General features: G+C 53.1%; 23 protein-coding genes. 8 read left to right on the top strand and 15 right to left on the bottom strand.

Going from position 1 to position 24,284, the window contains the following annotated elements:
* Window positions 1-9 precede the first annotated feature (9 nt).
* The 11 genes from atpG to asnC form a co-directional block, all read right to left on the bottom strand.
* Window positions 10-873, bottom strand: coding sequence for a F0F1 ATP synthase subunit gamma (gene atpG, locus OGV67_RS00115; RefSeq protein WP_047460091.1), 864 nt, complete (start codon window positions 871-873; stop codon window positions 10-12).
* Window positions 874-923: 50 nt separating this feature from the next.
* Window positions 924-2,465, bottom strand: coding sequence for a F0F1 ATP synthase subunit alpha (atpA, locus tag OGV67_RS00110; protein ID WP_012000831.1), 1,542 nt, complete (start codon window positions 2,463-2,465; stop codon window positions 924-926).
* Window positions 2,466-2,477: 12 nt separating this feature from the next.
* Window positions 2,478-3,011, bottom strand: coding sequence for a F0F1 ATP synthase subunit delta (gene atpH / locus OGV67_RS00105; RefSeq protein ID WP_012000833.1), 534 nt, complete (start codon window positions 3,009-3,011; stop codon window positions 2,478-2,480).
* Window positions 3,012-3,025: 14 nt separating this feature from the next.
* On the bottom strand, window positions 3,026-3,496 hold the full coding sequence (gene atpF, locus OGV67_RS00100) for a F0F1 ATP synthase subunit B (RefSeq protein ID WP_003827022.1): 471 nt from the start codon (window positions 3,494-3,496) through the stop codon (window positions 3,026-3,028).
* A 59-nt stretch (window positions 3,497-3,555) separates the two neighbouring features.
* On the bottom strand, window positions 3,556-3,795 hold the full coding sequence (atpE, locus tag OGV67_RS00095; RefSeq protein WP_000429386.1) for a F0F1 ATP synthase subunit C: 240 nt from the start codon (window positions 3,793-3,795) through the stop codon (window positions 3,556-3,558).
* Window positions 3,796-3,842: 47 nt separating this feature from the next.
* Window positions 3,843-4,658 carry a F0F1 ATP synthase subunit A gene (atpB, locus tag OGV67_RS00090; RefSeq protein WP_047460083.1) on the bottom strand — a complete coding sequence of 272 codons (816 nt, stop codon included), beginning with the start codon at window positions 4,656-4,658 and terminating at the stop codon, window positions 3,843-3,845.
* A gap of 8 nt (window positions 4,659-4,666) precedes the next feature.
* The gene (gene atpI / locus OGV67_RS00085; protein WP_012131096.1) at window positions 4,667-5,047 is read right to left on the bottom strand and encodes a F0F1 ATP synthase subunit I; all 381 of its coding nucleotides are present in this window, start codon (window positions 5,045-5,047) and stop codon (window positions 4,667-4,669) included.
* Window positions 5,048-5,662: 615 nt separating this feature from the next.
* Window positions 5,663-6,286: a 16S rRNA (guanine(527)-N(7))-methyltransferase RsmG gene (gene rsmG / locus OGV67_RS00080; RefSeq protein WP_286464830.1), complete on the bottom strand. Its 624-nt coding sequence runs from the start codon at window positions 6,284-6,286 to the stop codon at window positions 5,663-5,665.
* Window positions 6,287-6,388: 102 nt separating this feature from the next.
* Window positions 6,389-8,278, bottom strand: coding sequence for a tRNA uridine-5-carboxymethylaminomethyl(34) synthesis enzyme MnmG (gene mnmG, locus OGV67_RS00075; RefSeq protein WP_114848146.1), 1,890 nt, complete (start codon window positions 8,276-8,278; stop codon window positions 6,389-6,391).
* 372 nt (window positions 8,279-8,650) lie between these two features.
* Window positions 8,651-9,100, bottom strand: a complete 450-nt coding sequence (mioC, locus tag OGV67_RS00070; protein WP_012131099.1) for an FMN-binding protein MioC — start codon at window positions 9,098-9,100, stop codon at window positions 8,651-8,653.
* Between the two features lie 88 nt (window positions 9,101-9,188).
* The gene (gene asnC, locus OGV67_RS00065; RefSeq protein ID WP_012131100.1) at window positions 9,189-9,647 is read right to left on the bottom strand and encodes a transcriptional regulator AsnC; all 459 of its coding nucleotides are present in this window, start codon (window positions 9,645-9,647) and stop codon (window positions 9,189-9,191) included.
* 151 nt (window positions 9,648-9,798) lie between these two features.
* Here asnC and asnA point away from each other — a divergent pair, with 151 nt between their 5' ends.
* Window positions 9,799-10,791: an aspartate--ammonia ligase gene (asnA, locus tag OGV67_RS00060; RefSeq protein WP_024130086.1), complete on the top strand. Its 993-nt coding sequence runs from the start codon at window positions 9,799-9,801 to the stop codon at window positions 10,789-10,791.
* A gap of 4 nt (window positions 10,792-10,795) precedes the next feature.
* On the opposite strand, the gene viaA is transcribed toward asnA, so the two are convergent.
* On the bottom strand, window positions 10,796-12,247 hold the full coding sequence (gene viaA / locus OGV67_RS00055; protein ID WP_130028782.1) for an ATPase RavA stimulator ViaA: 1,452 nt from the start codon (window positions 12,245-12,247) through the stop codon (window positions 10,796-10,798).
* On the bottom strand, window positions 12,241-13,737 hold the full coding sequence (gene ravA, locus OGV67_RS00050; RefSeq protein WP_024130087.1) for an ATPase RavA: 1,497 nt from the start codon (window positions 13,735-13,737) through the stop codon (window positions 12,241-12,243). The genes viaA and ravA overlap by 7 nt, the downstream gene beginning before the upstream one ends.
* Before the next feature lie 304 nt (window positions 13,738-14,041).
* Here ravA and kup point away from each other — a divergent pair, with 304 nt between their 5' ends.
* From kup to rbsR, 7 genes are all read left to right on the top strand, one after another.
* Window positions 14,042-15,910, top strand: coding sequence for a low affinity potassium transporter Kup (gene kup, locus OGV67_RS00045; protein ID WP_012131104.1), 1,869 nt, complete (start codon window positions 14,042-14,044; stop codon window positions 15,908-15,910).
* Window positions 15,911-16,082: 172 nt separating this feature from the next.
* Window positions 16,083-16,502, top strand: coding sequence for a D-ribose pyranase (rbsD, locus tag OGV67_RS00040; RefSeq protein WP_049010847.1), 420 nt, complete (start codon window positions 16,083-16,085; stop codon window positions 16,500-16,502).
* A gap of 7 nt (window positions 16,503-16,509) precedes the next feature.
* The gene (gene rbsA / locus OGV67_RS00035; protein ID WP_058668328.1) at window positions 16,510-18,015 is read left to right on the top strand and encodes a ribose ABC transporter ATP-binding protein RbsA; all 1,506 of its coding nucleotides are present in this window, start codon (window positions 16,510-16,512) and stop codon (window positions 18,013-18,015) included.
* Between the two features lie 5 nt (window positions 18,016-18,020).
* Window positions 18,021-18,986, top strand: a complete 966-nt coding sequence (rbsC, locus tag OGV67_RS00030; protein ID WP_012131107.1) for a ribose ABC transporter permease — start codon at window positions 18,021-18,023, stop codon at window positions 18,984-18,986.
* Between the two features lie 24 nt (window positions 18,987-19,010).
* Window positions 19,011-19,901, top strand: coding sequence for a ribose ABC transporter substrate-binding protein RbsB (rbsB, locus tag OGV67_RS00025; protein ID WP_104867972.1), 891 nt, complete (start codon window positions 19,011-19,013; stop codon window positions 19,899-19,901).
* A gap of 140 nt (window positions 19,902-20,041) precedes the next feature.
* Window positions 20,042-20,971 (top strand): ribokinase, encoded by a 930-nt coding sequence (gene rbsK / locus OGV67_RS00020; RefSeq protein ID WP_012131109.1) that lies wholly within the window; start codon window positions 20,042-20,044, stop codon window positions 20,969-20,971.
* Between the two features lie 3 nt (window positions 20,972-20,974).
* Entirely contained in the window at window positions 20,975-21,973 is a 999-nt protein-coding gene (rbsR, locus tag OGV67_RS00015; RefSeq protein WP_101744155.1) for a ribose operon transcriptional repressor RbsR, read from the top strand.
* Here rbsR and mdtD read toward each other — a convergent pair.
* Both mdtD and OGV67_RS00005 read right to left on the bottom strand, forming a co-directional pair.
* Window positions 21,939-23,366, bottom strand: a complete 1,428-nt coding sequence (mdtD, locus tag OGV67_RS00010; protein ID WP_115615304.1) for a multidrug transporter subunit MdtD — start codon at window positions 23,364-23,366, stop codon at window positions 21,939-21,941. The two genes, rbsR and mdtD, sit on opposite strands and share 35 nt — an antisense overlap.
* A gap of 11 nt (window positions 23,367-23,377) precedes the next feature.
* The gene (locus tag OGV67_RS00005) at window positions 23,378-24,082 is read right to left on the bottom strand and encodes a FadR/GntR family transcriptional regulator (protein ID WP_012131112.1); all 705 of its coding nucleotides are present in this window, start codon (window positions 24,080-24,082) and stop codon (window positions 23,378-23,380) included.
* Window positions 24,083-24,284 lie beyond the last annotated feature (202 nt).

Raw genomic sequence — 24,284 nt, 5'->3', positions numbered from 1 at the left:
TTAACCTGGTTATACCGCGGATGCACCACCGACGATTTCGGTGAGTTCCTGAGTAATGCTGGCCTGACGAGCTTTGTTGTATACCAACTGCAACTCTTTAATCAGGCTACCGCCATTGTCGGTCGCGGCTTTCATCGCCACCATACGTGCGGCCTGCTCGCTGGCCAGGTTTTCTACCACGCCCTGATAAACCTGAGATTCCACATAGCGACGCAGGAGGGTATCCAGCAGCGCTTTCGGATCGGGTTCGTACAGGTAATCCCAGGTTTTACGTTTCAGTTCATCATCTTCTGAAGCCGGTAACGGCAGCAGCTGAGTGATAGTCGGAACCTGAGACATGGTGTTAATAAATTTGTTGCTGACAATGTAAAGCTTGTCCAGACGGCCTTCATCATAGGCCTGCAACATCACTTTTACCGGGCCGATCAGTTCGGACAGGGATGGGTTATCCCCCATACCCGTCACCTGGGCGACAACATTGCCACCTACGGAACTAAAGAAAGACACGCCTTTAGAGCCGATCATTGCGAGGTCGCACTGAACGCCTTTATCGGACCATGCTTTCATATCCGCCAGCAGTTTCTTGAACAGGTTAATGTTCAAGCCACCGCACAGACCACGGTCGGTCGACACCACCAGGTAGCCCACGCGCTTAACGTCGCGTTCTTCCAGATAGGGGTGCTTATATTCCAGATTACCGTTCGCAAGGTGACCAATCACTTTGCGCATGGTATCTGCATAAGGACGGCTGGCCGCCATGCGATCCTGCGATTTACGCATTTTGGAAGCGGCGACCATCTCCATCGCTTTAGTGATCTTTTGCGTGTTCTGGACGCTTGCGATCTTACTACGTATCTCTTTTGCGCCGGCCATGAGCTTCTCCTCAATGCCTTGCGGCCTGCCTTAAGGCAGGCCACCAGACGTTACCAGGACTGGGTTGCTTTGAAGGAATCGAGGATGCCTTTCAGCTTGCCTTCGATTTCGTCGTTATAGCCACCGGACTGGTTGATCTCTTGCATCAACGGAGCGTGATCACGGTCGACGTAAGCCAGCAGAGCGGCTTCGAAGCTACCGATTTTCGCCAGTTCTACATCCGCCAGATAACCACGTTCTGCCGCGAACAGAACCAGAGACTGCTGCGCAACGGACATCGGCGCATACTGTTTCTGTTTCAGCAGCTCAGTCACTTTCTGACCGTGGTCAAGCTGTTTACGGGTTGCATCGTCAAGGTCAGATGCAAACTGGGAGAACGCCGCCAGTTCACGATACTGCGCCAGCGCGGTACGGATACCACCGGACAGTTTCTTCATGATCTTGGTCTGCGCTGCACCACCAACACGGGATACGGAGATACCCGGGTTAACCGCAGGACGAATACCAGAGTTAAACAGGTTGGTTTCCAGGAAGATCTGACCATCGGTAATAGAAATTACGTTGGTCGGAACGAACGCAGAAACGTCACCCGCCTGGGTTTCGATAATCGGCAGCGCAGTCAGAGAACCTGTTTTCCCTTTCACTTCACCTTTCGTGAAGGCTTCAACGTATTCAACGTTAACACGCGCAGCACGCTCCAGCAGACGAGAGTGGAGGTAGAATACGTCGCCCGGGAATGCTTCACGTCCTGGCGGACGACGGAGCAGCAGGGAGATCTGACGATAAGCAACAGCCTGTTTGGACAGGTCATCGTAGATGATCAGCGCATCTTCGCCGCGGTCGCGGAAGTATTCGCCCATTGCGCAACCGGCATACGGAGCCAGGTATTGCAGTGCGGCAGATTCAGATGCGGTTGCAACCACAACGATGGTATTTTGCAGCGCGCCGTGTTCTTCCAGCTTACGAACCACGTTAGAGATGGTGGACGCTTTCTGGCCGATAGCCACGTAGACGCACTTGATGCCGGAATCACGCTGGTTGATAATGGCGTCGATTGCCAGAGCGGTTTTACCGGTCTGACGGTCACCGATGATCAATTCACGCTGGCCACGACCGATTGGGATCATGGAGTCAACGGCTTTATAACCCGTCTGAACAGGCTGATCAACGGACTGACGTTCGATTACGCCCGGCGCGATAGCTTCAACAGCAGAGAAGCCATCGTGCTCAACCGGACCTTTACCGTCGATTGGCGCGCCCAGGGTGTTAACCACACGGCCCAGCAGGCCACGGCCAACCGGAACTTCCAGGATACGGCCAGTACATTTAACCTTCATGCCTTCGGCAAGGTCAGCGTACGGACCCATCACAACCGCACCTACAGAGTCGCGCTCCAGGTTCAGTGCGATAGCGTAACGGTTACCCGGCAGGGAGATCATTTCACCCTGCATACAATCGGCCAGGCCGTGAATGCGGATAACACCGTCACTTACAGAAACAATAGTACCTTCGTTGTGAGCTTCACTCACAACATTGAACTGAGCAATGCGCTGCTTGATCAGTTCGCTGATTTCGGTGGAATTCAGTTGCATGCTCCAGTCCCCTTAAGACTGCAAGACGTCTGCAAGGCGTTCAAGACGGCCGCGTACGCTGCCATCAATGACCATATCACCCGCTCGGATGATAACGCCTGCCATTACAGACTTATCGATTTTGCAATTCAGCTTAACTTTGCGTGACAGACGTTTTTCCATCGCAGCGCTAATTTTCGCAAGCTGTTCTTCACTCAATGCGGTGGCGGAAGTTACCTCAACTTCAGAGGTGGACTCACTCGCGGCGCGCAGGTGAATAAACTGCTCCAGAACATCCGGGAGCGCGTTCAGACGATTATTTTCAGCCATCACCCGAATCAGGTTCTGACCGTTTTCGTCTAACTGCTCACCGCAGACTGCGATAAACGACTCAGCGAGCGTTTCCGGCGCCAGCGCGCCAGAGAGAAGCTCTGCCATTTGTTCGTTCTTGGTTACCTCGGCGGCAAACGCCAGCATGTCCTGCCAGCGCTCTACACTTTGGTGTTCGACGGCAAAGTCAAAAGCTGCTTTGGCGTAGGGGCGAGCTACCGTAACAAATTCAGACATCAGCCCCTCCCTCCTTACAGTTCAGCGACAAGTTTGTCCACGATGTCGCTGTTAGCAGCTTCATCCACGGAACGTTCGATGATCTTCTCGGCGCCAGCAACAGCCAGGATAGCAACTTGCTTACGCAGCTCTTCACGGGCACGTTTACGCTCGGCGTCAATTTCCGCCTGCGCCTGGGCCACGATTTTAGTACGTTCCTGCTCTGCTTCAGTTTTGGCTTCATCCAGGATCTGAGCGCGACGTTTGTTCGCCTGCTCAATGATTACCTGAGCTTCCGCCTTCGCTTTTTTCAGCTGGTCGGTCGCGCTGGCCTTTGCAAGGTCAAGGTCCTTATGTGCTCGTTCTGCGGAAGCAAGACCGTCAGCAATTTCTTTTTGACGTTTTTCGATGGCAGCCATTAACGGCGGCCATACGTACTTCATGCAGAACAGAACGAACAGGACAAACGCGATGGCCTGGCCGAGGATTGTTGCGTTAAGATTCACAGCACAATGCCTCTATCTAGTTAACGTTCTGATATTGCTCTTAATTCAAGCAACGCTTACTACGCGACAGCGAACATCACGTACAGACCCAGACCTACAGCGATCATCGGGATAGCATCCACCAGACCCATAACGATAAAGAACTGAGTACGCAGCAGAGGAATCAGATCAGGTTGACGCGCTGCGCCTTCCAGGAATTTACCCCCGAGGATGCCGATACCGATCGCAGCACCGATTGCCGCCAGACCCATCATCACAGCGGCAGCCATGTACAGCAGATCCATATTCAGGTTTTCCATGACAGTCTCCAGTTTGTTTCAGTTAAAACGTAGTAGTGTTGGTAAAATTAATGCTCTTCAGACGCCATCGACAGATAGACAATCGTCAGAACCATGAAGATGAAGGCTTGCAGCGTAATGATCAGGATGTGGAAAATGGCCCACGGCACATTCAGAATCCACTGTGACCACCACGGCAACAGACCAGCAATCAGAATGAAAATCAGCTCACCGGCATACATGTTGCCGAACAGTCGCAGACCGAGTGATACCGGTTTGGACAGCAGACTTACCCCTTCAAGGATTAAGTTGACAGGGATGAACGCCCAGTGATTGAACGGCTGTAGCGTCAACTCTTTCGTGAAGCCGCCGATGCCTTTCATTTTGATGCTGTAGAACAGAATGAGGATAAATACGCCCAGCGCCATCGACAGGGTGATGTTCACGTCAGCGGACGGAACGACACGCAGTGCCGGCAGACCGAAGATATGCTCACCGATATACGGCAGCAGATCGATAGGCAGTAAGTCCATCAGGTTCATCAGGAATACCCAGACGAAGATCGTCAGGGCCAGCGGCGCAATCAGCTTGCTTTTGCCATGGTACATGTCTTTCACGCTACCATGCACAAAGCCGATGACCAGCTCAATCGCGGTCTGAAATTTACCTGGTACGCCGCTGGTCGCCTTTTTGGCTACGCTGCGGAACATAAGCAGGAACAACAGACCCAGCACCACCGAGAAGAACATGGAGTCAATATTGAGCGTCCAGAAGGTGGCTGGGGGGTTATGCGGATCCACCAGCGAGAATGTACGCAGGTCCAACTGAAGGTTGTTCAGATGGTGTCCTATGTAATCCTGCGGCGTCATATTTTCTGAAGCCATGATGCCTTTTACCCTTTGTTGTTAATTACAGCCGGCGCCAGTATCTGAACCACCAGCACCAAAACCCACGTAACGATCAGCGGCAAAAATACCGCCTTAAAAACCGCCAACGCCACCACCAGTAGAACCAGCATCGCTAACACCTTGAAGGCTTCGCCGAAGGCGAATGACCAGGCCACGCGGCCTTTCGCAGGTGTATGCGCCTGGTGACGCCAGGCAAATATCATAAACAACATGTTAGGCAGCAACACTGCCAGGCCTCCGCATAAGGCGGAAGCGCCCCAGAAGGGGTCTTTGAGGCTAAACAGCAATCCACTTGCTATTACCGCCAGAAGCTGAATGAACAGAAGCTTACGAGCAACGTTTCGACTCAAGAGCGACACAGACATCACGTTTTTACTCCTGCTCCCTTCGAGGTATGCCGCGTGTCGTATAAAACGTTCTTTAAGGCTTAGAGTCAAGCATCAAAAAGCGGTCAAATTATACGGTGCGCCCTCGTGATTTCAAACAATAAGTAGCTAAAAGGTGAATAAATGTTTAAATATTTTTCCCTGGTGCACATTTATCACTTTTCATCAAACTGTGAACGATCATGCAAAACTGCAAATGGCGCGTAAATACTGGTGATAAAGCGTGCTTCGGATCACATATTGAGCATATTCGCCCCGGCAGTATTTATTTACTTGGCAAATGATGCCTTTTCATCTTTCTGATATTTAAGCCTAAAATCACTCACTATTTAAAAAACACCCGGTTACAAGCTAAAAACCATTCATTGACATTTATAATAAAAATTCAACATACCTGAGTGATTCTTAGGTTCAATTTTTAGCAACCTGATATTTTCAATGTTGATTAATTCATTTTTTAATAAAAAGAGCTACGTTGTAGCAATGATACAAAACGGTGAACTCATGGTTAACAGTAACAAGGTATAACTATTCGTTACCTCGCGATTGTTAACACGCGAGCGCCCGTTTTTTTTCTATTTTTTTTGATAAAAATTAAATTTTGTTTGGCTTAATGACCACCAAATGACGTTCGCCTTCCAGCTGTGGGACACGCAGTTTAACCACGGACTCGACGCTGAACGCCGCAGGCAGCGAGGCGATTTCCTCTTCCGGCAACTGACCCTTTAACGCATAAAAGCGGCCATTTTCCCCCGGCAGGTGGCGACACCAGCTCAACATGTCATCGAGAGAGGCGAATGCACGGCTGATCACGCCATCAAACGGCGGCTCAGAAGGGAACTCTTCAACGCGGCTCTGCACTGGCGTAATATTTTCCAGCTTGAGTTCGTGCTGAACCTGGCGCAGAAAGCGTACCCGCTTGCCCAGGCTATCCAGCAGCGTGAAATGCGATTCAGGACGGACAATGGAGAGCGGGATCCCCGGCAGCCCCGGTCCCGTACCGACGTCAATAAAACGCTCCCCTTGCAGGTGCGGCGCCACAACGATGCTGTCCAGAATATGGAGTACCAGCATCTCGTTAGGATCCCGCACTGACGTCAGGTTGTAGGCTTTGTTCCATTTGTGCAGCATATCGACATACGCAATCAGCTGATTTTTCTGGTGATCGGTAAGCGAAATGCCTGCTTCATCCAGCAGACGGGAGAGTTTGTTAAGCACGGTCGTTACCTGTTAATAATCAAATGCCCGATGCGCTTTCGCTTATCGGGCCTACAAATTTGTAGGGCGGGCAAGCGAAGCGCCCCCGCCAAATTAGTGTTATCAAGCGCTGCGACGCAGCATTCCCTGTTTCTTCAGCCACACCAGCAAAATTGAAATCGCCGCGGGCGTAACGCCGGAAATGCGCGACGCCTGACCGATAGAGACCGGTTTGTGATCGTTCAGCTTGGCGATAACTTCATTCGACAGACCAGAAACCTGGCGATAATCCAGCGTTGCAGGCAGCAATGCGTTCTCGTTACGCAGCTGTTTTTCGATCTCATCCTGCTGACGGGCGATATAGCCTTCGTATTTTACCTGAATCTCAACCTGTTCAGCGGCCTGCGCATCATCAAGACCCGGAGCGAACGGCGTCAGCGAAGTCAGCTGCGCGTAGGTCATTTCCGGGCGACGCAGCAGATCTTCGCCGCTGGCTTCACGCGACAGCGGCGCAGTCAGGTGAGCGTTCACTTCGCCGGCCGATTCCGCCGACGGCGTTACCCAGGTGGATTTCAGACGCTGACGTTCGCGTTCGATATTCTCCAGCTTCTCGTTGAAGCGCGCCCAGCGCTCATCATCCACCAGGCCCAGCTCGCGGCCCATTTCGGTCAGACGCAGGTCGGCGTTATCTTCACGCAACATCAGGCGGTATTCCGCGCGGGAGGTAAACATGCGGTACGGTTCTTTGGTGCCCAGCGTGCAAAGATCGTCCACCAGAACGCCGAGGTAAGCCTGAGAACGCGCAGGCGCCCAGCCTTCTTTGTCCGCAGACAGACGGGCGGCGTTCAGACCGGCGAGCAAACCTTGCGCGGCCGCTTCTTCGTAACCTGTCGTCCCGTTGATTTGCCCGGCGAAGAACAATCCCTGGATAAATTTGCTCTCCAGCGTTGGTTTCAGGTCGCGCGGATCGAAGAAATCGTACTCAATGGCATAACCAGGACGCACGATTTTCGCGTTTTCCATCCCCTGCATTGAGCGAACGATCTGCATCTGCACATCGAACGGCAGACTGGTGGAGATACCGTTCGGGTAAATTTCGTTAGAGGTCAGTCCTTCCGGTTCAAGGAAGATCTGATGCTGGTTGCGATCGGCAAAGCGCATGACTTTATCTTCGATCGACGGGCAGTAACGCGGGCCGATCCCTTCGATCACACCAGCATACATCGGACTGCGATCGAGGTTGTTGCGGATCACATCATGGGTTTTTTCGTTGGTATGCGTGATGTAGCACGGCACCTGCTGCGGATGCTGGGACGCGTTGCCCATGAACGAGAACACAGGCATCGGGTTATCGCCGTGCTGCTGCGCCAGTACGCTGAAATCAATGGTGCGCGCATCAATACGCGGTGGCGTACCGGTTTTCAGGCGGCTGACGCGCAGCGGAAGTTCACGCAGGCGACGAGACAGTGGAATGGATGGCGGATCGCCAGCACGGCCGCCGCTGTAGTTATCCAGACCAATATGAATTTTGCCGTCAAGGAAAGTCCCGACGGTGAGAACCACCGCTTTAGCCCGGAATTTCAGGCCCATCTGGGTAACAGCGCCCACGACGCGATCGTTTTCAACAATCAGATCTTCAACCGCCTGCTGGAAGATCATCAGGTTCGGCTGATTCTCCAGCGCAGTACGCACCGCCTGGCGATATAGCACGCGATCCGCCTGTGCGCGAGTCGCACGAACGGCCGGACCTTTGCTTGCGTTTAGTATCCTAAACTGGATACCCGCCTGGTCGATCGCTTTCGCCATCAGCCCGCCGAGCGCATCCACTTCTTTTACCAGGTGTCCCTTCCCAATACCGCCAATGGCCGGGTTGCAGCTCATTTGCCCCAGCGTGTCGATATTGTGTGTCAAAAGCAGGGTCTGTTGTCCCATACGCGCTGCGGCCATTGCGGCCTCAGTGCCTGCATGACCCCCGCCAATGATGATGACGTCAAAAGGATCTGGATAAAACATGGTAATTGCCTCGCATACGGCGGTGTGAAAGTGGATTGAAGCCCGGGTCGTGGATTCTACTCAACTTTAGTCGCTGGAGAAAGTCCCGGGATCCTGGGTATTAAAAAGAAGATCTTTTTATTTAGAGATCTGTTTTATTGTGATCTCTTATTAGGATCGCGATTGTCTGTGGATAACCAGGATCCGCTGAATAAGATCAACAAGTTGTTGAGGATCATTAGCTGTGAATGATCGGTGATCCTGGCCCGTATAAGCTGGGATCAGAATGAAGGGTTATGCACAACTCAAAAACTGAACACCGGTTGTTCTTTGGATAACTACTGGTTGATCCAAGCTTCTTACCAGAGTTATCCACACTCGATCGCACGATCTTTACACTATTTTGAGTAAATTAATCCAGGATCCCAGCCAAACCTCTGCCGGATCTTCAGGAATATCGTGTTCAAGGATGTTGATCTTGAGGGTTTCCCCGATCGGTTTTGCGCCTGATGTCTTGAGCGCGGCCTCTATTTTATCGATGGCGCCGCAGAATGTGTCATATTCACGACTTCCGATGCCGATGGCGCCGAAACGAACCTGAGAAAGATCGGGGTTCTGCGACTGAAGCGCTTCATAGAAAGGAGCAAGGTTATCCGGGATATCGCCCGCGCCATGCGTGGAGCTGATAACCAGCCAGGTTCCTGACGCTGACAGATCCTCTAATAGCGGACCGTGCAAGGTTTCGGTTGAAAAACCTGCATCTTCCAGCTTTTCAGCCAGATGTTCTGCAACATATTCGGCACCGCCAAGGGTGCTGCCGCTGATAAGAGTAATGTCTGCCATACGAGCCCATCCTTATAAAGAGGGGGTATTGTACGCTGTGAGCGAGCTGGGATCTACCTGTGGAAAAATGTGGTATTAAAAAAGCCGATCACGGCCGGATAGTACGCATGATCGGGTTTTGCAGGGAGATCAATGTCTCGGTGGACTGAATTTCATCAATTGTTTGGATCTTGTTGATAAGTACCTGTTGCAAGGCGTCGATGGATCGACACATAACCTTAATAAAGATGCTGTAGTGGCCGGTGGTGTAATACGCTTCGGTCACTTCGTCCAGGCTTTCGAGCTTCGCCAGCGCGGATGGGTAGTCTTTCGCGCTTTTTAAAATAATGCCGATAAAGCAGCAGACGTCGTATCCGAGCTGTTTTGGACTGACGTCAATCCGCGCGCCGGTAATGATCCCCGCCTGCTTCATTTTTTCTACGCGAACGTGAATCGTCCCCGGGCTGACGCTAAATTGTTTGGCCAGTTCAGCGTATGCCGTACGCGCATTTGCCATTAACGCTTCCAGGATGCCGCGATCCAGATTGTCGATCTGATAATTTTCCATAGGTTTTTCTTATGTAGATTAGTGATTCACTCTATTTTAGCGTCTTATTTTATCGAATCAAAAGTGAAGTCGGCTTTTTGTTTGTGGATTATTGAATATCACCCTCAATCTGTTGCTTAATCATAGGCAACAGGACGCAGGAGTATACAAAATGAAAACCGCTTACATCGCCAAACAACGTCAAATTAGCTTCGTGAAATCTCACTTCTCTCGTCAACTGGAGGAGCGTCTGGGTCTGATTGAAGTTCAGGCGCCGATCCTTAGCCGAGTAGGAGATGGCACGCAGGATAACTTGTCGGGCTGTGAAAAAGCGGTACAGGTAAAAGTGAAAGCGTTGCCGGATGCCCAGTTTGAAGTGGTGCATTCACTGGCAAAGTGGAAACGCCAGACGCTGGGACAACACGACTTCAGCGCGGGTGAAGGGCTGTACACGCACATGAAAGCCCTTCGCCCTGACGAAGACCGCCTCTCCCCACTCCACTCCGTCTATGTCGACCAGTGGGACTGGGAACGCGTTATGGGCGACGGTGAGCGTCAATTCGCCACCCTGAAAAGCACGGTAGAGGCTATCTGGGAAGGCATTAAGGCAACCGAAGCCGCGGTAAGCAAAGAATTTGGTCTGGCGCCGTTCCTGCCGGAGCAGATCCACTTTGTTCACAGCCAGGAGCTGCTGGCGCGTTACCCGGATCTGGATGCGAAAGGGCGCGAACGCGCGATCGCGAAAGAGCTTGGCGCCGTTTTCCTGGTCGGTATCGGCGGGAAACTGAGTGACGGTAAACGCCACGACGTGCGTGCGCCGGATTATGATGACTGGAGCTCTGCTTCTGATCTGGGCCATGCTGGTCTGAACGGCGATATCCTGGTCTGGAACCCGGTACTGGAAGATGCGTTTGAGCTTTCCTCAATGGGGATCCGTGTCGACGCCGATGCGCTGAAACGCCAGCTTGCTCTGACCGGAGATGAAGATCGTCTGAGTCTGGAGTGGCACCAGGCGCTGCTGCGTGGCGAGATGCCGCAAACGATCGGCGGCGGTATTGGTCAGTCTCGCCTGACGATGCTGCTACTGCAACTGCCGCACATTGGTCAGGTTCAGTGCGGCGTGTGGCCTGCGCAGGTTCGTGAAAGCGTCGCTTCCCTGCTGTAATTCTCTAACGCCGCCAGCGTCGTAGCAGGCGGCTTCGCATCCCGGTATCAAAGCGCCAGATATGGTCGAAAATGCGCATGATGCCGGGTTTGCCGTGTGCCGACATCGCCACCGCATGAAAACGATGCTGGTGTACCCGTTGTAACTCCCCTACTTTATTCACAACATCGTCAGGTAAGCGCTGGGCGATAAAATCTGAAATGACTACCGCATCCGCATCAAACCACTCTCGCCCCTGCATCCGCTCAATGATGGCGCGAAAACAGCTGGCGATATCCGTGCCGCCGCGAAAGCGCTGGCTCAAAAAGCGGATGGCCTGCTCGATGCCTTCTGGGCCAGACAGTTCATAGCGCACGACCTCTGTGGAAAACAGCATGATGAAGCAGCGACGGTTATCCGCCAGCGCGACGCGCATCAGCGCCAGGCAAAAGGCTTTCGCGCACTGCTCGTTAAATCCGCCCATTGAGCCGGAGGTGTCCACGCAAACAATGAATGGCCCGCGCGGCTGTTCGTCAAAATCCTGATGAACGACCGGGCGCTCAGTCACTTTCTCACGCCACGCTTCGCCGTGCAGACGGTACGTGAGTAGCTGTTTTTCCACCAGCCGTCGGTAGAATTCATATTCCAGTTCGGTAATGCCGAGCGTTGCCAGCTCAGGCGGCAGCAGGCGCAGAATGTCGTCGCTTTGCTGAATACCGTCAACCTGTTCTGGAACGGTCGCCGGTTCGCGCACCAGCGTACGAAATGTCTCCATCGGCGCATCTTTGCGCGGCACCGATTTGGCTTCCCGGGAGCGGCCTAACTGTTCCGCCAGGCGTTTCAGTTCGGGTTGTTCTGCCAGGAAGTCGCCATATTTTACGATCAGCTGATAATCGCTGCGTTTGAGTTGCCCTGCGCTCATGTCCCACAGGCGGCCGGCTGCATGGTCATTTTCCGCCAGGACCGGCTCCAGTTGCCCGCTGAGCGTCATGCGTTCCTGCACTTCACTCAGCAACTGCTCGCGCTCCTCTTCCAGCAACTGATGATTTAAGGCCGTGGTTTGCACGATCAGGCTTAAACGCCAGCGTTGCAGAAAAAGCGTGTGTAGCGCTGGCGTAAAAGTGGCGTTACTGTCCACCAGTTGCTGGGCTTGCCCGGCATAGGGCGAATGTAGCCGGTGCAGCAACGCTAATATCTGCGGCAATTGCACAATAAACTGCGTTGTTCCGAGAAGCTGGCTTTGTTGATAGCACATCACCTCTTCCGTGAGTTCCGGCGGCACGCGCGCGTCTTTAAGACGGCTGCGCAGCGCTTCGCGCCAGCGGGGAAGATCGTCGGAAATGGCTCTCTTTAATCGGGGGAATTTCTCGAAGAAGATAGCCAGCTGCGGGGAGGCCAGCAAAGTGAGGATAATCTCTTCGATAATCCCCTCTTCACTGACCGCCAGCATGACATTCAGCGTGTCCAGTGTCAGCATTGCTGCGCCTGGCGGATCTGCGCACCAACATCCTGTAGGCTGGCTTCAATACGACCTAACCAGTCGCTATGGATAAACAGACATTTTTGCTGTTCGCTGAACCGGCTGTGTTGCTGGTGCCATTCGCTGTCCAGCGCCTCAAGCTGCTGTTTGATTTCGCCGGGCATTCCCTCTTCTGAACTGCCCGGTAGCGCCAGACGGCTGCCCTGTAGGCTGACGTCGCGCACCACCAGATGCTGAGCGCTATCAACTTCCATATTCAGCGTCTGGGCAAAACCGATCCCGTTGAGTTTGCCGCGGATCTCTCCGCCTTTTGCCAGCCACTGCTCAAGGGCGCTGCGTTCAAAAGCGATATGAATGACTTCCATATCATGCAGTTTAAGCGGTTGTTGCAAAAGCAAGGTTAGCACTGGCGCGCTCGCCTCTGGCGGCAGATCGTAATGGGGACGGCGGCTGAACATTCCTCCCTGACGAACAACGGTAAAGGCTGTTTTATCGCTTTGCTGCTGTTGCAACTGGAGGCGACGTTGCACAATGCCGCCGAGGCGCGTCAGCATTGCCTGTTGCTGCCAGGCGTGCCCGGTCATCAATATTTCGAGCTGTTGCTGCATCAGATTCAGGCTTTGCGCGTCATACCACAGGCAATCTTTCAGCAGGATAAGATCGATTGGCGCAACGGCGTCGCGTCCGCTAAAGAACGCGCTGGCCTGTAACAGGCGAATGGCTTTTTTCCAGCGACGGTCGGAGACATAGGGGGCATCTGGCAGCGCATCAAGCTGCTGGCGCAGCGTGAAAATCAGTTCAAATACATGATCGGGCAGCGTAATGGCGGAAATATCCTTCTGCCACTGATAATACTCTTCATCAGTCACCTGTAATGAGGCTGGCACCGGGTTGTCGCTTTCGTCCTGCTGGCTTACCAGCATGGAGCGGAAATTCGCCTTATCCTGTACTTTATCCAGCCACAGACGAATGAGCATACGGTCGTATAACGCCTCCAGACTGCTGTCTGCTTCGGGAAGCTCGTTTGAGGCCGCCACCAGCAGGCGCATCGGAATTTTTTCTTCGTGCGCGCCGTTACGGAAATGGCGTTCGTTAATGGCGGTCAGCAGAGTGTTCAGGATTGCCGGGCCCGCTTTCCAGATCTCATCCAGAAAGACGATTTCCGCTTCAGGAAGATAACCCGTGGTCAGACGCTCATAGCGACCTTCATCTTTTAGCGCCTGAATGGAGAGAGGACCAAAAACCTCCTCGGGCGTGGAAAAACGCGTCATCAGATACTCAAAGGCGCGGGCGTGCTGAAAGGCGAACTTCAGACGACGGGCTATCAGGCTTTTGGCAATGCCTGGCGGGCCAAGTAAAAAGACGCTCTCACCGCTCAACGCTGCCAGCAGGCAAAGGCGAATGGCGTGGCTACGTTCATAAAGTCCCTTTTCCAGGGCGCTGCTCAGACGGGAAATTCTTTCCGCTAATAAATGTGGGTGAGCCATAATAAGGTGGCGTCCTTCCGCCAGATGTATCATGTTAACAGCGAGTATAGACGTTTCGCCACGAAGCAATAATAGACTGAAGCATCGTTTCTTTTTCTTTGCGCCAGGTTAATCTGACGTCGATTAGGGGTACGATTTTGCGATTAATCGTGCATACTGTGCGCCTTTTTTGTGGGCCAAGGGACTACGCACACATTTCATATATATACACTAAATCATTCAAACTGCATCAAGGTGGCAAAGGAGTGGATCCCCGGGAGCCTTGTCGTTTGAAAGATGCCATGTATAAACGAAAGACGAGTCTATGAGCACTGATAATAAACAATCATTGTCTGCGATCACTCTCGCAGCGATTGGGGTTGTCTATGGTGATATTGGTACCAGCCCACTTTATACACTTCGTGAATGCTTGTCCGGTCAGTTTGGTTTTGGTGTTGAACGTGATGCCGTATTTGGCTTTCTGTCGCTGATTTTCTGGCTGCTGATCTTTGTTGTTTCCATCAAGTATCTGACTTTTGTCATGCGCGCAGATAACGCCGGTGAGGGCGGGATTCTGACCTTAATGTCGCTAGCCGGGCGTAATACATCGGCGAGAATGACGTCCACGCTGGTCATTATGGGGTTAATTGGCGGTAGCTTCTTCTACGGCGAAGTGGTGATTACACCCGCGATCTCAGTCATGTCGGCCATTGAAGGTCTGGAAATTGTGGCGCCGGAACTGGATACCTGGGTCGTCCCGCTTTCTATTATTGTGCTTACTCTGCTGTTTATGATTCAGAAACACGGGACGGGGATGGTCGGTAAGCTGTTTGCGCCGATTATGCTGACGTGGTTTTTGATTCTGGCCGGACTCGGCCTGCGCAGTATCATCGCTAACCCGGATGTGCTTCATGCCCTCAATCCCATGTGGGCGGCGAAATTCTTCCTTGAGTACAAAACGGTGTCGTTTATTGCGCTGGGCGCCGTGGTGCTTTCGATTACCGGGGTTGAGGCGCTGTATGCGGATATGGGGCATTTCGGCAAGCTGCCGATTCGTCTGGCCTGGTTCTCGGTTGTTCTTCCTTCATTAACGTTAAACTACTTTGGTCAGGGCGCATTGCTGCTCAAACACCCGGAAGCGATTAAGAACCCGTTCTTCCTGTTGGCGCCGGAGTGGGCGCTGATCCCGCTGCTGATTCTTGCCGCGCTGGCGACGGTTATCGCCTCTCAGGCGGTGATTTCCGGCGTCTTCTCGCTGACGCGCCAGGCGGTGCGGCTGGGATATTTGTCGCCCATGCGCATTATCCACACCTCCGAAATGGAGTCCGGGCAGATCTATATTCCGTTCGTGAACTGGATGCTCTATTTTGCGGTGGTTATTGTTATTGTCAGCTTTGAGCGTTCCAGCAACCTGGCGGCGGCATACGGTATTGCCGTTACCGGTACGATGGTGCTGACCTCGATTCTTTCTACCACCGTGGCGCGTAAAAACTGGCACTGGAATAAGTATTTTGTCGCGCTGATCCTGGTGGCGTTCCTGTGCGTTGATGTTCCGCTGTTCTCGGCAAACCTCGACAAACTGCTGTCGGGCGGCTGGTTGCCGCTGACGCTGGGGATCGTGATGTTCATCATTATGACGACCTGGAAGAGCGAGCGTTTCCGTCTGCTGCGTCGTATGCATGAGCACGGTAACTCCCTGGAAGCCCTGATCGCCTCGCTGGAGAAATCGCCTCCGGTACGCGTCCCCGGTACGGCGGTGTATATGTCCCGCGCGCTGAACGTCATTCCGTTTGCGTTGCTGCATAACCTCAAGCATAACAAGGTGCTGCATGAACGCGTGATTCTGCTGACGCTACGCACGGAAGACGCGCCATACGTACACAATGTTCGCCGGGTGCAGATTGAGCAACTGTCGCCAACCTTCTGGCGCGTGGTGGCCAGCTACGGTTGGCGCGAAACGCCGAACGTTGAGGAAGTGTTCCACCGCTGCGGGCTGGAAGGGCTGAGTTGCCGGATGATGGAAACCTCTTTCTTTATGTCGCATGAATCGCTGATCCTCGGCAAACGCCCGTGGTATTTGCGTCTGCGCGGCAAGCTCTATCTGCTGTTGCAGCGTAATGCGCTGCGTGCGCCGGATCAGTTTGAAATCCCACCGAACCGGGTTATCGAACTGGGAACGCAGGTCGAGATTTAAGCCTTTTAAAATGCCGGGCGGCGCAGCGCCGCCGGGCAATTATCCCCTGCCGCATTTCACTTAGCGAAACGTTTCGACCCCGATCACAATTCCGTTACGTCATGATGGTTTTCTGCTCACTTCCGGGAGTAAACTTATTACCAGCGAAACGTTTCGCTAGTGGGGAAAGAAAATGAAGAAAGGCGCGGTACTTAATTCTGATATTTCATCGGTCATCTCCCGTCTGGGGCATACTGATACGCTGGTAGTGTGTGACGCAGGTTTACCTGTTCCATCCAGTACAACGCGTATCGATATGGCGTTAACCCAGGGCGTACCTTCTTTTATGCAGGTACTGGATGTCGTTACCCATGAAATGCAGGTTGAGGCGGCTATTCTCGCGACGGAAATCAAAGAACATAATCCGCAACTCCACGAAACGTTGCTCAGCCATATTGAGCAACTGCAACAACACCAGGGAAACACCATAGAAATTCGTTACACCACGCATGAACATTTTAAAAAACTAACCGCAGACAGTCAGGCGGTGATTCGCAGCGGGGAGTGCTCCCCGTATGCGAATGTTATTCTCTGTGCCGGCGTCACGTTCTGAGGCCATCATGGACGCATTACTGCAACTCAAAGGGATCGATAAAGCGTTCCCGGGCGTGAAAGCGCTATCTGGCGCCGCGTTAAATGTCTATCCAGGTCGCGTAATGGCGCTGGTGGGCGAAAATGGCGCGGGCAAATCCACCATGATGAAAGTCCTGACCGGTATCTATACCCGTGATGCGGGATCGTTATTGTGGCTGGGTAAAGAAACGACCTTCAATGGCCCAAAATCCTCGCAGGAAGCCGGGATCGGCATCATTCACCAGGAACTGAACCTGATCCCACAGCTCACGATTGCCGAGAATATCTTTCTGGGGCGTGAGTTTGTAAATCGCTTTGGCAAAATCGACTGGAAAAAGATGTATGCCGAAGCGGATGTTCTGCTTGCCAGACTCAACCTGCGCTTCAAAAGCGACAGGCTGGTGGGCGAACTCTCTATCGGCGATCAGCAGATGGTCGAAATCGCCAAGGTACTGAGCTTCGAATCCCGAGTCATCATTATGGATGAACCCACGGATGCGCTCACTGATACCGAAACGGAATCGCTGTTCCGTGTCATCCGCGAGTTGAAATCGCAGGGGCGCGGCATTGTCTATATCTCCCACCGCATGAAAGAGATCTTCGAGATTTGCGATGACGTGACGGTTTTCCGCGACGGGCAGTTTATTGCCGAGCGTGAAGTGGCATCGCTGACCGAAGATTCGCTGATTGAAATGATGGTCGGACGTAAGCTTGAAGATCAGTACCCGCGTCTGGATAAAGCGCCAGGCGAGGTACGCCTGAAAGTCGATAACCTGTGCGGTCCCGGCGTTAATAATGTCTCCTTTACTCTGCGCAAAGGGGAAATTCTGGGGATCTCCGGTTTGATGGGCGCCGGGCGTACGGAACTGATGAAAGTGCTGTACGGCGCGCTGCCGCGCACCAGCGGTTACGTCACGCTCGACGGGCATGAAGTGGTTACCCGTTCACCGCAGGATGGCCTGGCTAACGGTATTGTTTATATCTCTGAAGACCGTAAACGTGACGGCTTAGTGCTCGGCATGTCGGTAAAAGAGAATATGTCGCTCACCGCGCTGCGTTATTTCAGCCGCGCTGGCGGCAACCTGAAACATAAAGATGAACAGCAGGCGGTGAGTGACTTTATCCGTCTGTTCAATGTGAAAACGCCGTCGATGGAGCAGGCTATCGGGTTGCTCTCTGGCGGCAATCAGCAGAAAGTCGCCATTGCGCGTGGACTGATGACCCGCCCCAAAGTGCTGATCCTCGATGAGCCAACCCGCGGTGTGGACGTTGGCGCGAAAAAAGAAATTTATCAGCTTATCAACCAGTTTAAGGCCGATGGCCTGAGCATCATTCTGGTCTCATCTGAGATGCCAGAAGTATTGGGTATGAGCGATCGCATTATCGTCATGCATGAAGGGCATCTCGGCGGTGAATTCACTCGCGAGCAGGCCACCCAGGAAGTGTTAATGGCTGCCGCTGTGGGCAAGCTTAATCGCGTGAATCAGGAGTAAAAAAGATGACTATCCAGGCTGTTTCTGGTCGCCGTTATTTCACTAAAGCGTGGCTGATGGAGCAGAAATCGCTCATCGCTCTGCTGGTGCTGATCGCGATTGTTTCTACCATGAGTCCCAACTTTTTTACCGTTAATAACCTGTTTAACATTCTCCAGCAAACGTCCGTCAACGCTATCATGGCCGTCGGGATGACGCTGGTTATCCTGACGTCAGGCATCGATCTGTCCGTTGGTTCCCTGCTGGCGCTTACCGGCGCGGTTGCTGCTTCAATTGTAGGGATTGAAGTGAATGCGCTGGTGGCCGTTGCGGCGGCGCTGGCGTTAGGCGCCGCCATTGGCGCAGTGACCGGCGTGATCGTGGCGAAAGGTCGCGTGCAGGCGTTTATCGCCACGCTGGTAATGATGCTTCTGCTGCGCGGCGTCACGATGGTGTACACCAACGGAAGCCCGGTGAATACCGGCTTTACGGATAACGCCGATCTCTTCGGCTGGTTCGGGATTGGCCGCCCGCTGGGCGTTCCGACGCCGGTCTGGATTATGGGTATCGTCTTCCTGGCGGCGTGGTACATGCTGCATCATACTCGCCTGGGCCGCTATATCTATGCGCTGGGCGGCAACGAAGCGGCAACGCGTCTGTCGGGTATCAGCGTCAGTAAAGTCAAAATCATCGTCTATTCGCTTTGTGGTCTGCTGGCCTCGCTGGCGGGCATCATCGAAGTGGCCCGTCTCTCCTCCGCGCAGCCAACGGCGGGTACGGGTTATGAGCTGGATGCCATCGCAGCGGTTGTGTTAGGCGGCACCAGCCTGGCGGGCGGTAAAGGGCGCATTGTTGGGACATTGATCGGCGCATTGATTCTCGGTTTCCTTAATAATGGTTTGAATTTGTTAGGTGTTTCCTCCTATTACCAGATGATCGTCAAAGCGGTGGTGATTTTGCTGGCGGTACTGGTAGACAACAAAAAGCAGTAACAACGACTACAGGACATCTTAAATATGAACATGAAAAAACTGGCTACCCTGGTTTCTGCTGTTGCGCTGAGCGCCACCGTGAGCGCGAATGCGATGGCGAAAGACACCATTGCTCTGGTGATCTCCACGCTCAACAACCCGTTCTTTGTCACCCTGAAAGAGGGGGCGCAGAAAGAGGCGGATAAACTGGGCTATAACCTGGTCGTGCTGGACTCCCAGAACAACCCGGCGAAAGAACTGGCTAACGTTCAGGATTTAACCGTTCGCGGCACTAAAATTCTGCTGATCAACCCAACCGATTCCGACGCGGTAGGCAACGCGGTTAAGATGGCTAACCAGGCGAATATTCCGGTTATCACCCTTGATCGCCAGGCAACCAAAGGCGACGTTGTCAGCCACATTGCTTCCGATAACGTGCTGGGCGGCAAAATCGCCGGTGATTACATCGCGAAGAAAGCAGGTGAAGGCGCGAAAGTGATTGAACTGCAAGGCATCGCCGGAACATCCGCAGCGCGTGAGCGTGGCGAAGGCTTCCAGCAGGCCGTTGCGGCACACAAATTTAATGTACTGGCCAGCCAGCCTGCTGACTTTGACCGCACCAAAGGTCTGAACGTCATGCAGAACCTGCTGACTGCGCATCCTGATGTGCAGGCGGTATTCGCACAGAACGACGAAATGGCGCTGGGTGCGCTGCGCGCTCTGCAAACCGCAGGTAAATCTGATGTGATGGTGGTTGGATTTGATGGTACGCCGGATGGCGAGAAGGCGGTAAATGATGGCAAACTGGCTGCGACTATCGCTCAGTTGCCGGATCAGATTGGCGCTAAAGGCGTTGAAACCGCTGATAAAGTACTGAAAGGCGAGAAAGTTCAGGCCAAATATCCGGTTGACCTGAAACTTGTCATCAAGCAGTAATAACGGCTCAGGCCGTTCGCGGTCTGATGGCGACATAAATACGCCATCCTCAGAGAGTTATTTGAAGATGAAAGCGTAAAAAGAAAAGCAGGGCACGCGCCACCCTAACCCGGTGGCGCACTTTACTGGACATCCCGAACATGAAAACCGCAGGCAACCTTGTCGTCCTTGGCAGTATTAATGCCGATCACATCCTCAACCTCGAATCTTTTCCTGCGCCAGGCGAAACCGTAACGGGCACCCAATATCAGGTGGCATTCGGCGGTAAAGGCGCGAATCAGGCGGTGGCCGCAGGGCGCAGCGGCGCAAATATCGCGTTTATTGCCTGTACTGGCGATGACGATATTGGCGAGAGCGTGCGTAAACAGTTAGCCAGCGATAACATTGATATTGTTCCGGTCAGCGTGATTAACGGGGAATCTACCGGAGTCGCGCTGATTTTTGTTAATGGCGAAGGGGAAAATGTCATCGGCATTCATGCTGGCGCCAATGCCGCATTGTCGCCTGCGCTGGTGGAAGCGCAACGCGAGCGTATCGCCGGGGCTTCTGCGCTATTGATGCAGCTCGAGTCGCCGATTGAAAGCGTTCTGGCGGCGGCAAAAATTGCGCATCAGAACAACACTACCGTTGCGCTTAACCCGGCTCCGGCGCGTGAACTGTCTGATGAGCTGCTGGCGCTGGTGGACATCATTACGCCAAATGAAACCGAAGCGGAAAAGCTCACGGGAATTCGCGTCGAAAGTGATGAAGATGCCGCTAAAGCAGCGCAGGTGCTGCATGATAAAGGCATTCATACCGTACTGATTACGTTAGGCAGCCGCGGCGTGTGGGCCAGCGTGAAGGGCGAAGGCCGTCGTGTGCCGGGGTTTAAAGTGAACGCCGTTGATACGATAGCTGCCGGGGATACTTTTAATGGTGCGTTAGTTACCGCCTTACTGGAAGAGACGCCGCTGCCGGAGGCCATTCGCTTTGCCCATGCCGCTGCTGCGATTGCGGTGACACGCAAAGGTGCGCAACCTTCTGTTCCGTGGCGTGAAGAGATAGAGGCGTTTTTAGGTCAGCAGAGGTAACGTTTGGCTACAATGAAGGATGTTGCCCGTCTGGCGGGCGTTTCCACTTCAACTGTTTCGCACGTTATTAATAAAGATCGCTTTGTCAGTGAAGCTATCACCGGGAAAGTGGAAGCGGCGATTAAAGAGTTAAACTACGCGCCTTCAGCGTTGGCGCGTAGCCTGAAATTAAATCAGACCCGCACAATCGGCATGCTGATCACCGCCAGTACCAATCCTTTTTATTCAGAACTGGTGCGCGGCGTTGAACGTAGCTGCTTCGAGCGGGGCTACAGCCTGGTATTGTGTAATACCGAAGGCGATGAGCAGCGAATGAACCGCAATCTGGAAACGCTGATGCAAAAGCGGGTCGATGGCCTATTGCTGCTCTGTACGGAGACGCATCAACCCTCCCGGGAGATCATGCAGCGTTATCCCTCTATTCCTACCGTGATGATGGACTGGTCGCCCTTTGATGACGAAGGGGATTGCGATCTGATCCAGGACAACTCCCTTCTGGGCGGCGATTTAGCGACGCAATACCTGATTGATAAAGGTTTTACCCGAATAGCCTGCATTACCGGCCCGCTGGACAAAACGCCCGCGCGTTTGCGGCTGGAAGGGTATCGGGAGGCGATGAAACGCGCGGGGCTGGAAATTCCTGAAGGGTATGAGATCACAGGAGATTTCGAGTTTGGCGGCGGATTTGAAACCATGCAAATGCTGCTGTCCCATAAACAACGCCCACAGGCGGTATTTGCCGGCAATGATGCAATGGCCGTTGGCGCGTATCAGGCGCTTTATCAGGCAGGGCTGCGCATCCCGCAGGATATGGCGGTAATTGGCTATGATGATATTGAACTGGCGCGCTACATGACGCCGCCGCTGACGACGATTCATCAACCGAAAGATGAACTGGGTGAGTTGGCCATCGATGTGTTGATTCACCGTATGGCACAACCCACGCTACAACAGCAGCGTCTGCAACTTACTCCTGTTCTGATGGCGCGGGGGTCGGTTTAGGTTTGTGCCGTTCTTTGATCAGATTGCGGCCATCTTTGGCTTTCAGCAACATGAACATCAGCGCGGATACCACCGTAATAGCGCCCATCGTAATAAAGGTATAGTGGAACTGTTCAACCGTATTGGTTCCTTCAATCCCTTCATAGAGACGCAATACGGCAGCGCTGATCGCTACCCCTAAACTGATGGAAAGCTGCTGCGTGACGGCCAGCAGGCTGTTGCCGCTGCTGGCGTTATCATCGGTCAGGTCCGCAAGGGTGATGGTGTTCATGGCGGTAAACTGCGTGGACATCGCCATACCCAGAACAAACAGCGGCAGAATCAACATCCATACCGGCATGGCGGGGGATTGCAAAGAGAACTGCGCAATCATCAGGCCAATAAATACCGTAATGCCGACCAGCGTCGTCTTGTACCCCAGTTTGCGCAGCACCTGAGTGACCGCTGATTTCGCCAGAATAGAACCCAGCGCCGTCGGAGCCATCATGCAGCCGGCTATCAGCGCCGGGTATCCAAATCCTACCTGTATCATCAGCGGCATCAGGAAGGGAACGCATCCCGTTCCCAGACGCGTGGCGAGGTTTCCAGCTATCCCAACGGAGAACGTGCGCGTTCTGAACAGCGAAAGTGAAATCAATGGCGTTGGGTGTCGACGCGCATGGCGAATATAGGCCAGCAGCAGCACGATACTGCTCAGAATAATGGTTAATGCTATCCAGGTTGCGACGATCTTCTCGCCGAAAAGCTCCATTCCGCTGGAGAACAGCACCAGACTCAAACCAAAGAGGAAGAAGCCGGTCATGTCGAAACGGCGTCGCGGCGTGGTGAAGTTTGGCATGTACTTACAGGCATACAGGATACCTACAATGCCAATGGGAATATTAATCAGGAAGATCCAGTGCCAGCTTGCCCATGTCACCAGTATGCCCCCCAATACCGGGCCGAGGATGGGGCCGACCAGGCCTGGCATCGTCACGAAATTCAGAACCGGAAGCAGTTCACTTCGGGGGTAAGCGCGTAATAATGCCAGACGGGCGACCGGCATCATCATTGCGCCGCCGATCCCCTGCACCACGCGGAAGACAACCAATTCAGCTAATGAGCCAGAAAGCGCGCATGCCAGCGAGCCGAGCGTAAACAGACTGACGGCAATAATAAAGACGCGACGGGTGCCAAAGCGATCGGCCAGCCATCCGCTTACCGGAATCAGCATCGCGACCGTCAGGGTATAACTGATAATAGCGGACTGCATGGCAAGAGGAGAACGGTTGAGGCTGTGCGCGATAGCGGGTAGAGCGGTATTAAGAATGGTAGCATCCAGCGCCTGCATAAAAAAAGCCATAGCCGCTATCCACGGCAACCCGGCCATACTGCGCGCTTTTTTCTCTGACATTCGGTATCCCGTTACTTGTCCGGTTGTTCGTTCGGCGCTATCAACAATGCCTGGCACGCTTTAAAGGCGCGATCGCCATCACTGTCGGCTATGGCATCTACAATAGCCTGGTGTAAATCCAGCTTCACCACATCGTTATAGGTAATAGAGGTGAAGTAGGTGTGATAGACCGAATGGAACAGCGAGGCAAAAGAGATTAAGAACGGATTCGCGCTCATTTCATAAATATGCTCATGCCACGCCATATCGACTTCAATCCAGCGTTCGCGTCTGAAGTTCTTCTTCAACGCCACCATCTCTTCCATTAAGGTATTCAGATGCGCTTTCTGTTCCGCTGATCCGATCGTCGCTGCCAGTGAACATGCCTGCGGTTCGAGACTGATACGCATCACCAGAAAATGATTAATAACCTGATGGAAGTTTTCTTCTGTCATCCACCAGGTGAGCAGTTCCTGATCGAGGAAGTTCCAGTTTGCCTGCGGCATAACCCGCGTACCAATACGAGGACGGGGCAACACCATGCCTTTTGCTGTTAGCGTCTTCACTGCCTCACGTACCGCCGTGCGACTCACGCCAAACTGCTCGCCCAGTTCGATTTCTCCGGGAAGAATGGTGCCGGGCGCGTATTCACCCTTTAAGATTCGCTGCGCCAGCTTCTCAGCCAGAACGTAGGAAAGATTTTTCTGTGCAGCTAACTGTTGTGCGCTTAAAGGCATAAATGTTTGTCCTTTCTCTTTTCTTATTCATTAGTATGCCATCAGGAAGTGTGATTAAGGTTGTAAAAACGGCAAATTGCTTATTTTATGGCATGTTAATAGTGGTTTTGCTTAAAAAGAAAGCAGTCGGAAAATAATTTTAAATTTCCCCTTGTCAGGCCGGAATAACTCCCTATAATGCGCCTCCACTGACACGGAACAA

The sequence above is a fragment of the Citrobacter sp. CK188 genome, assembly GCF_030333525.1.
GTDB classification, from domain to species: Bacteria; Pseudomonadota; Gammaproteobacteria; order Enterobacterales; family Enterobacteriaceae; genus Citrobacter_B; species Citrobacter_B koseri.
This window is presented reverse-complemented; position numbering and strand designations above follow the sequence as displayed.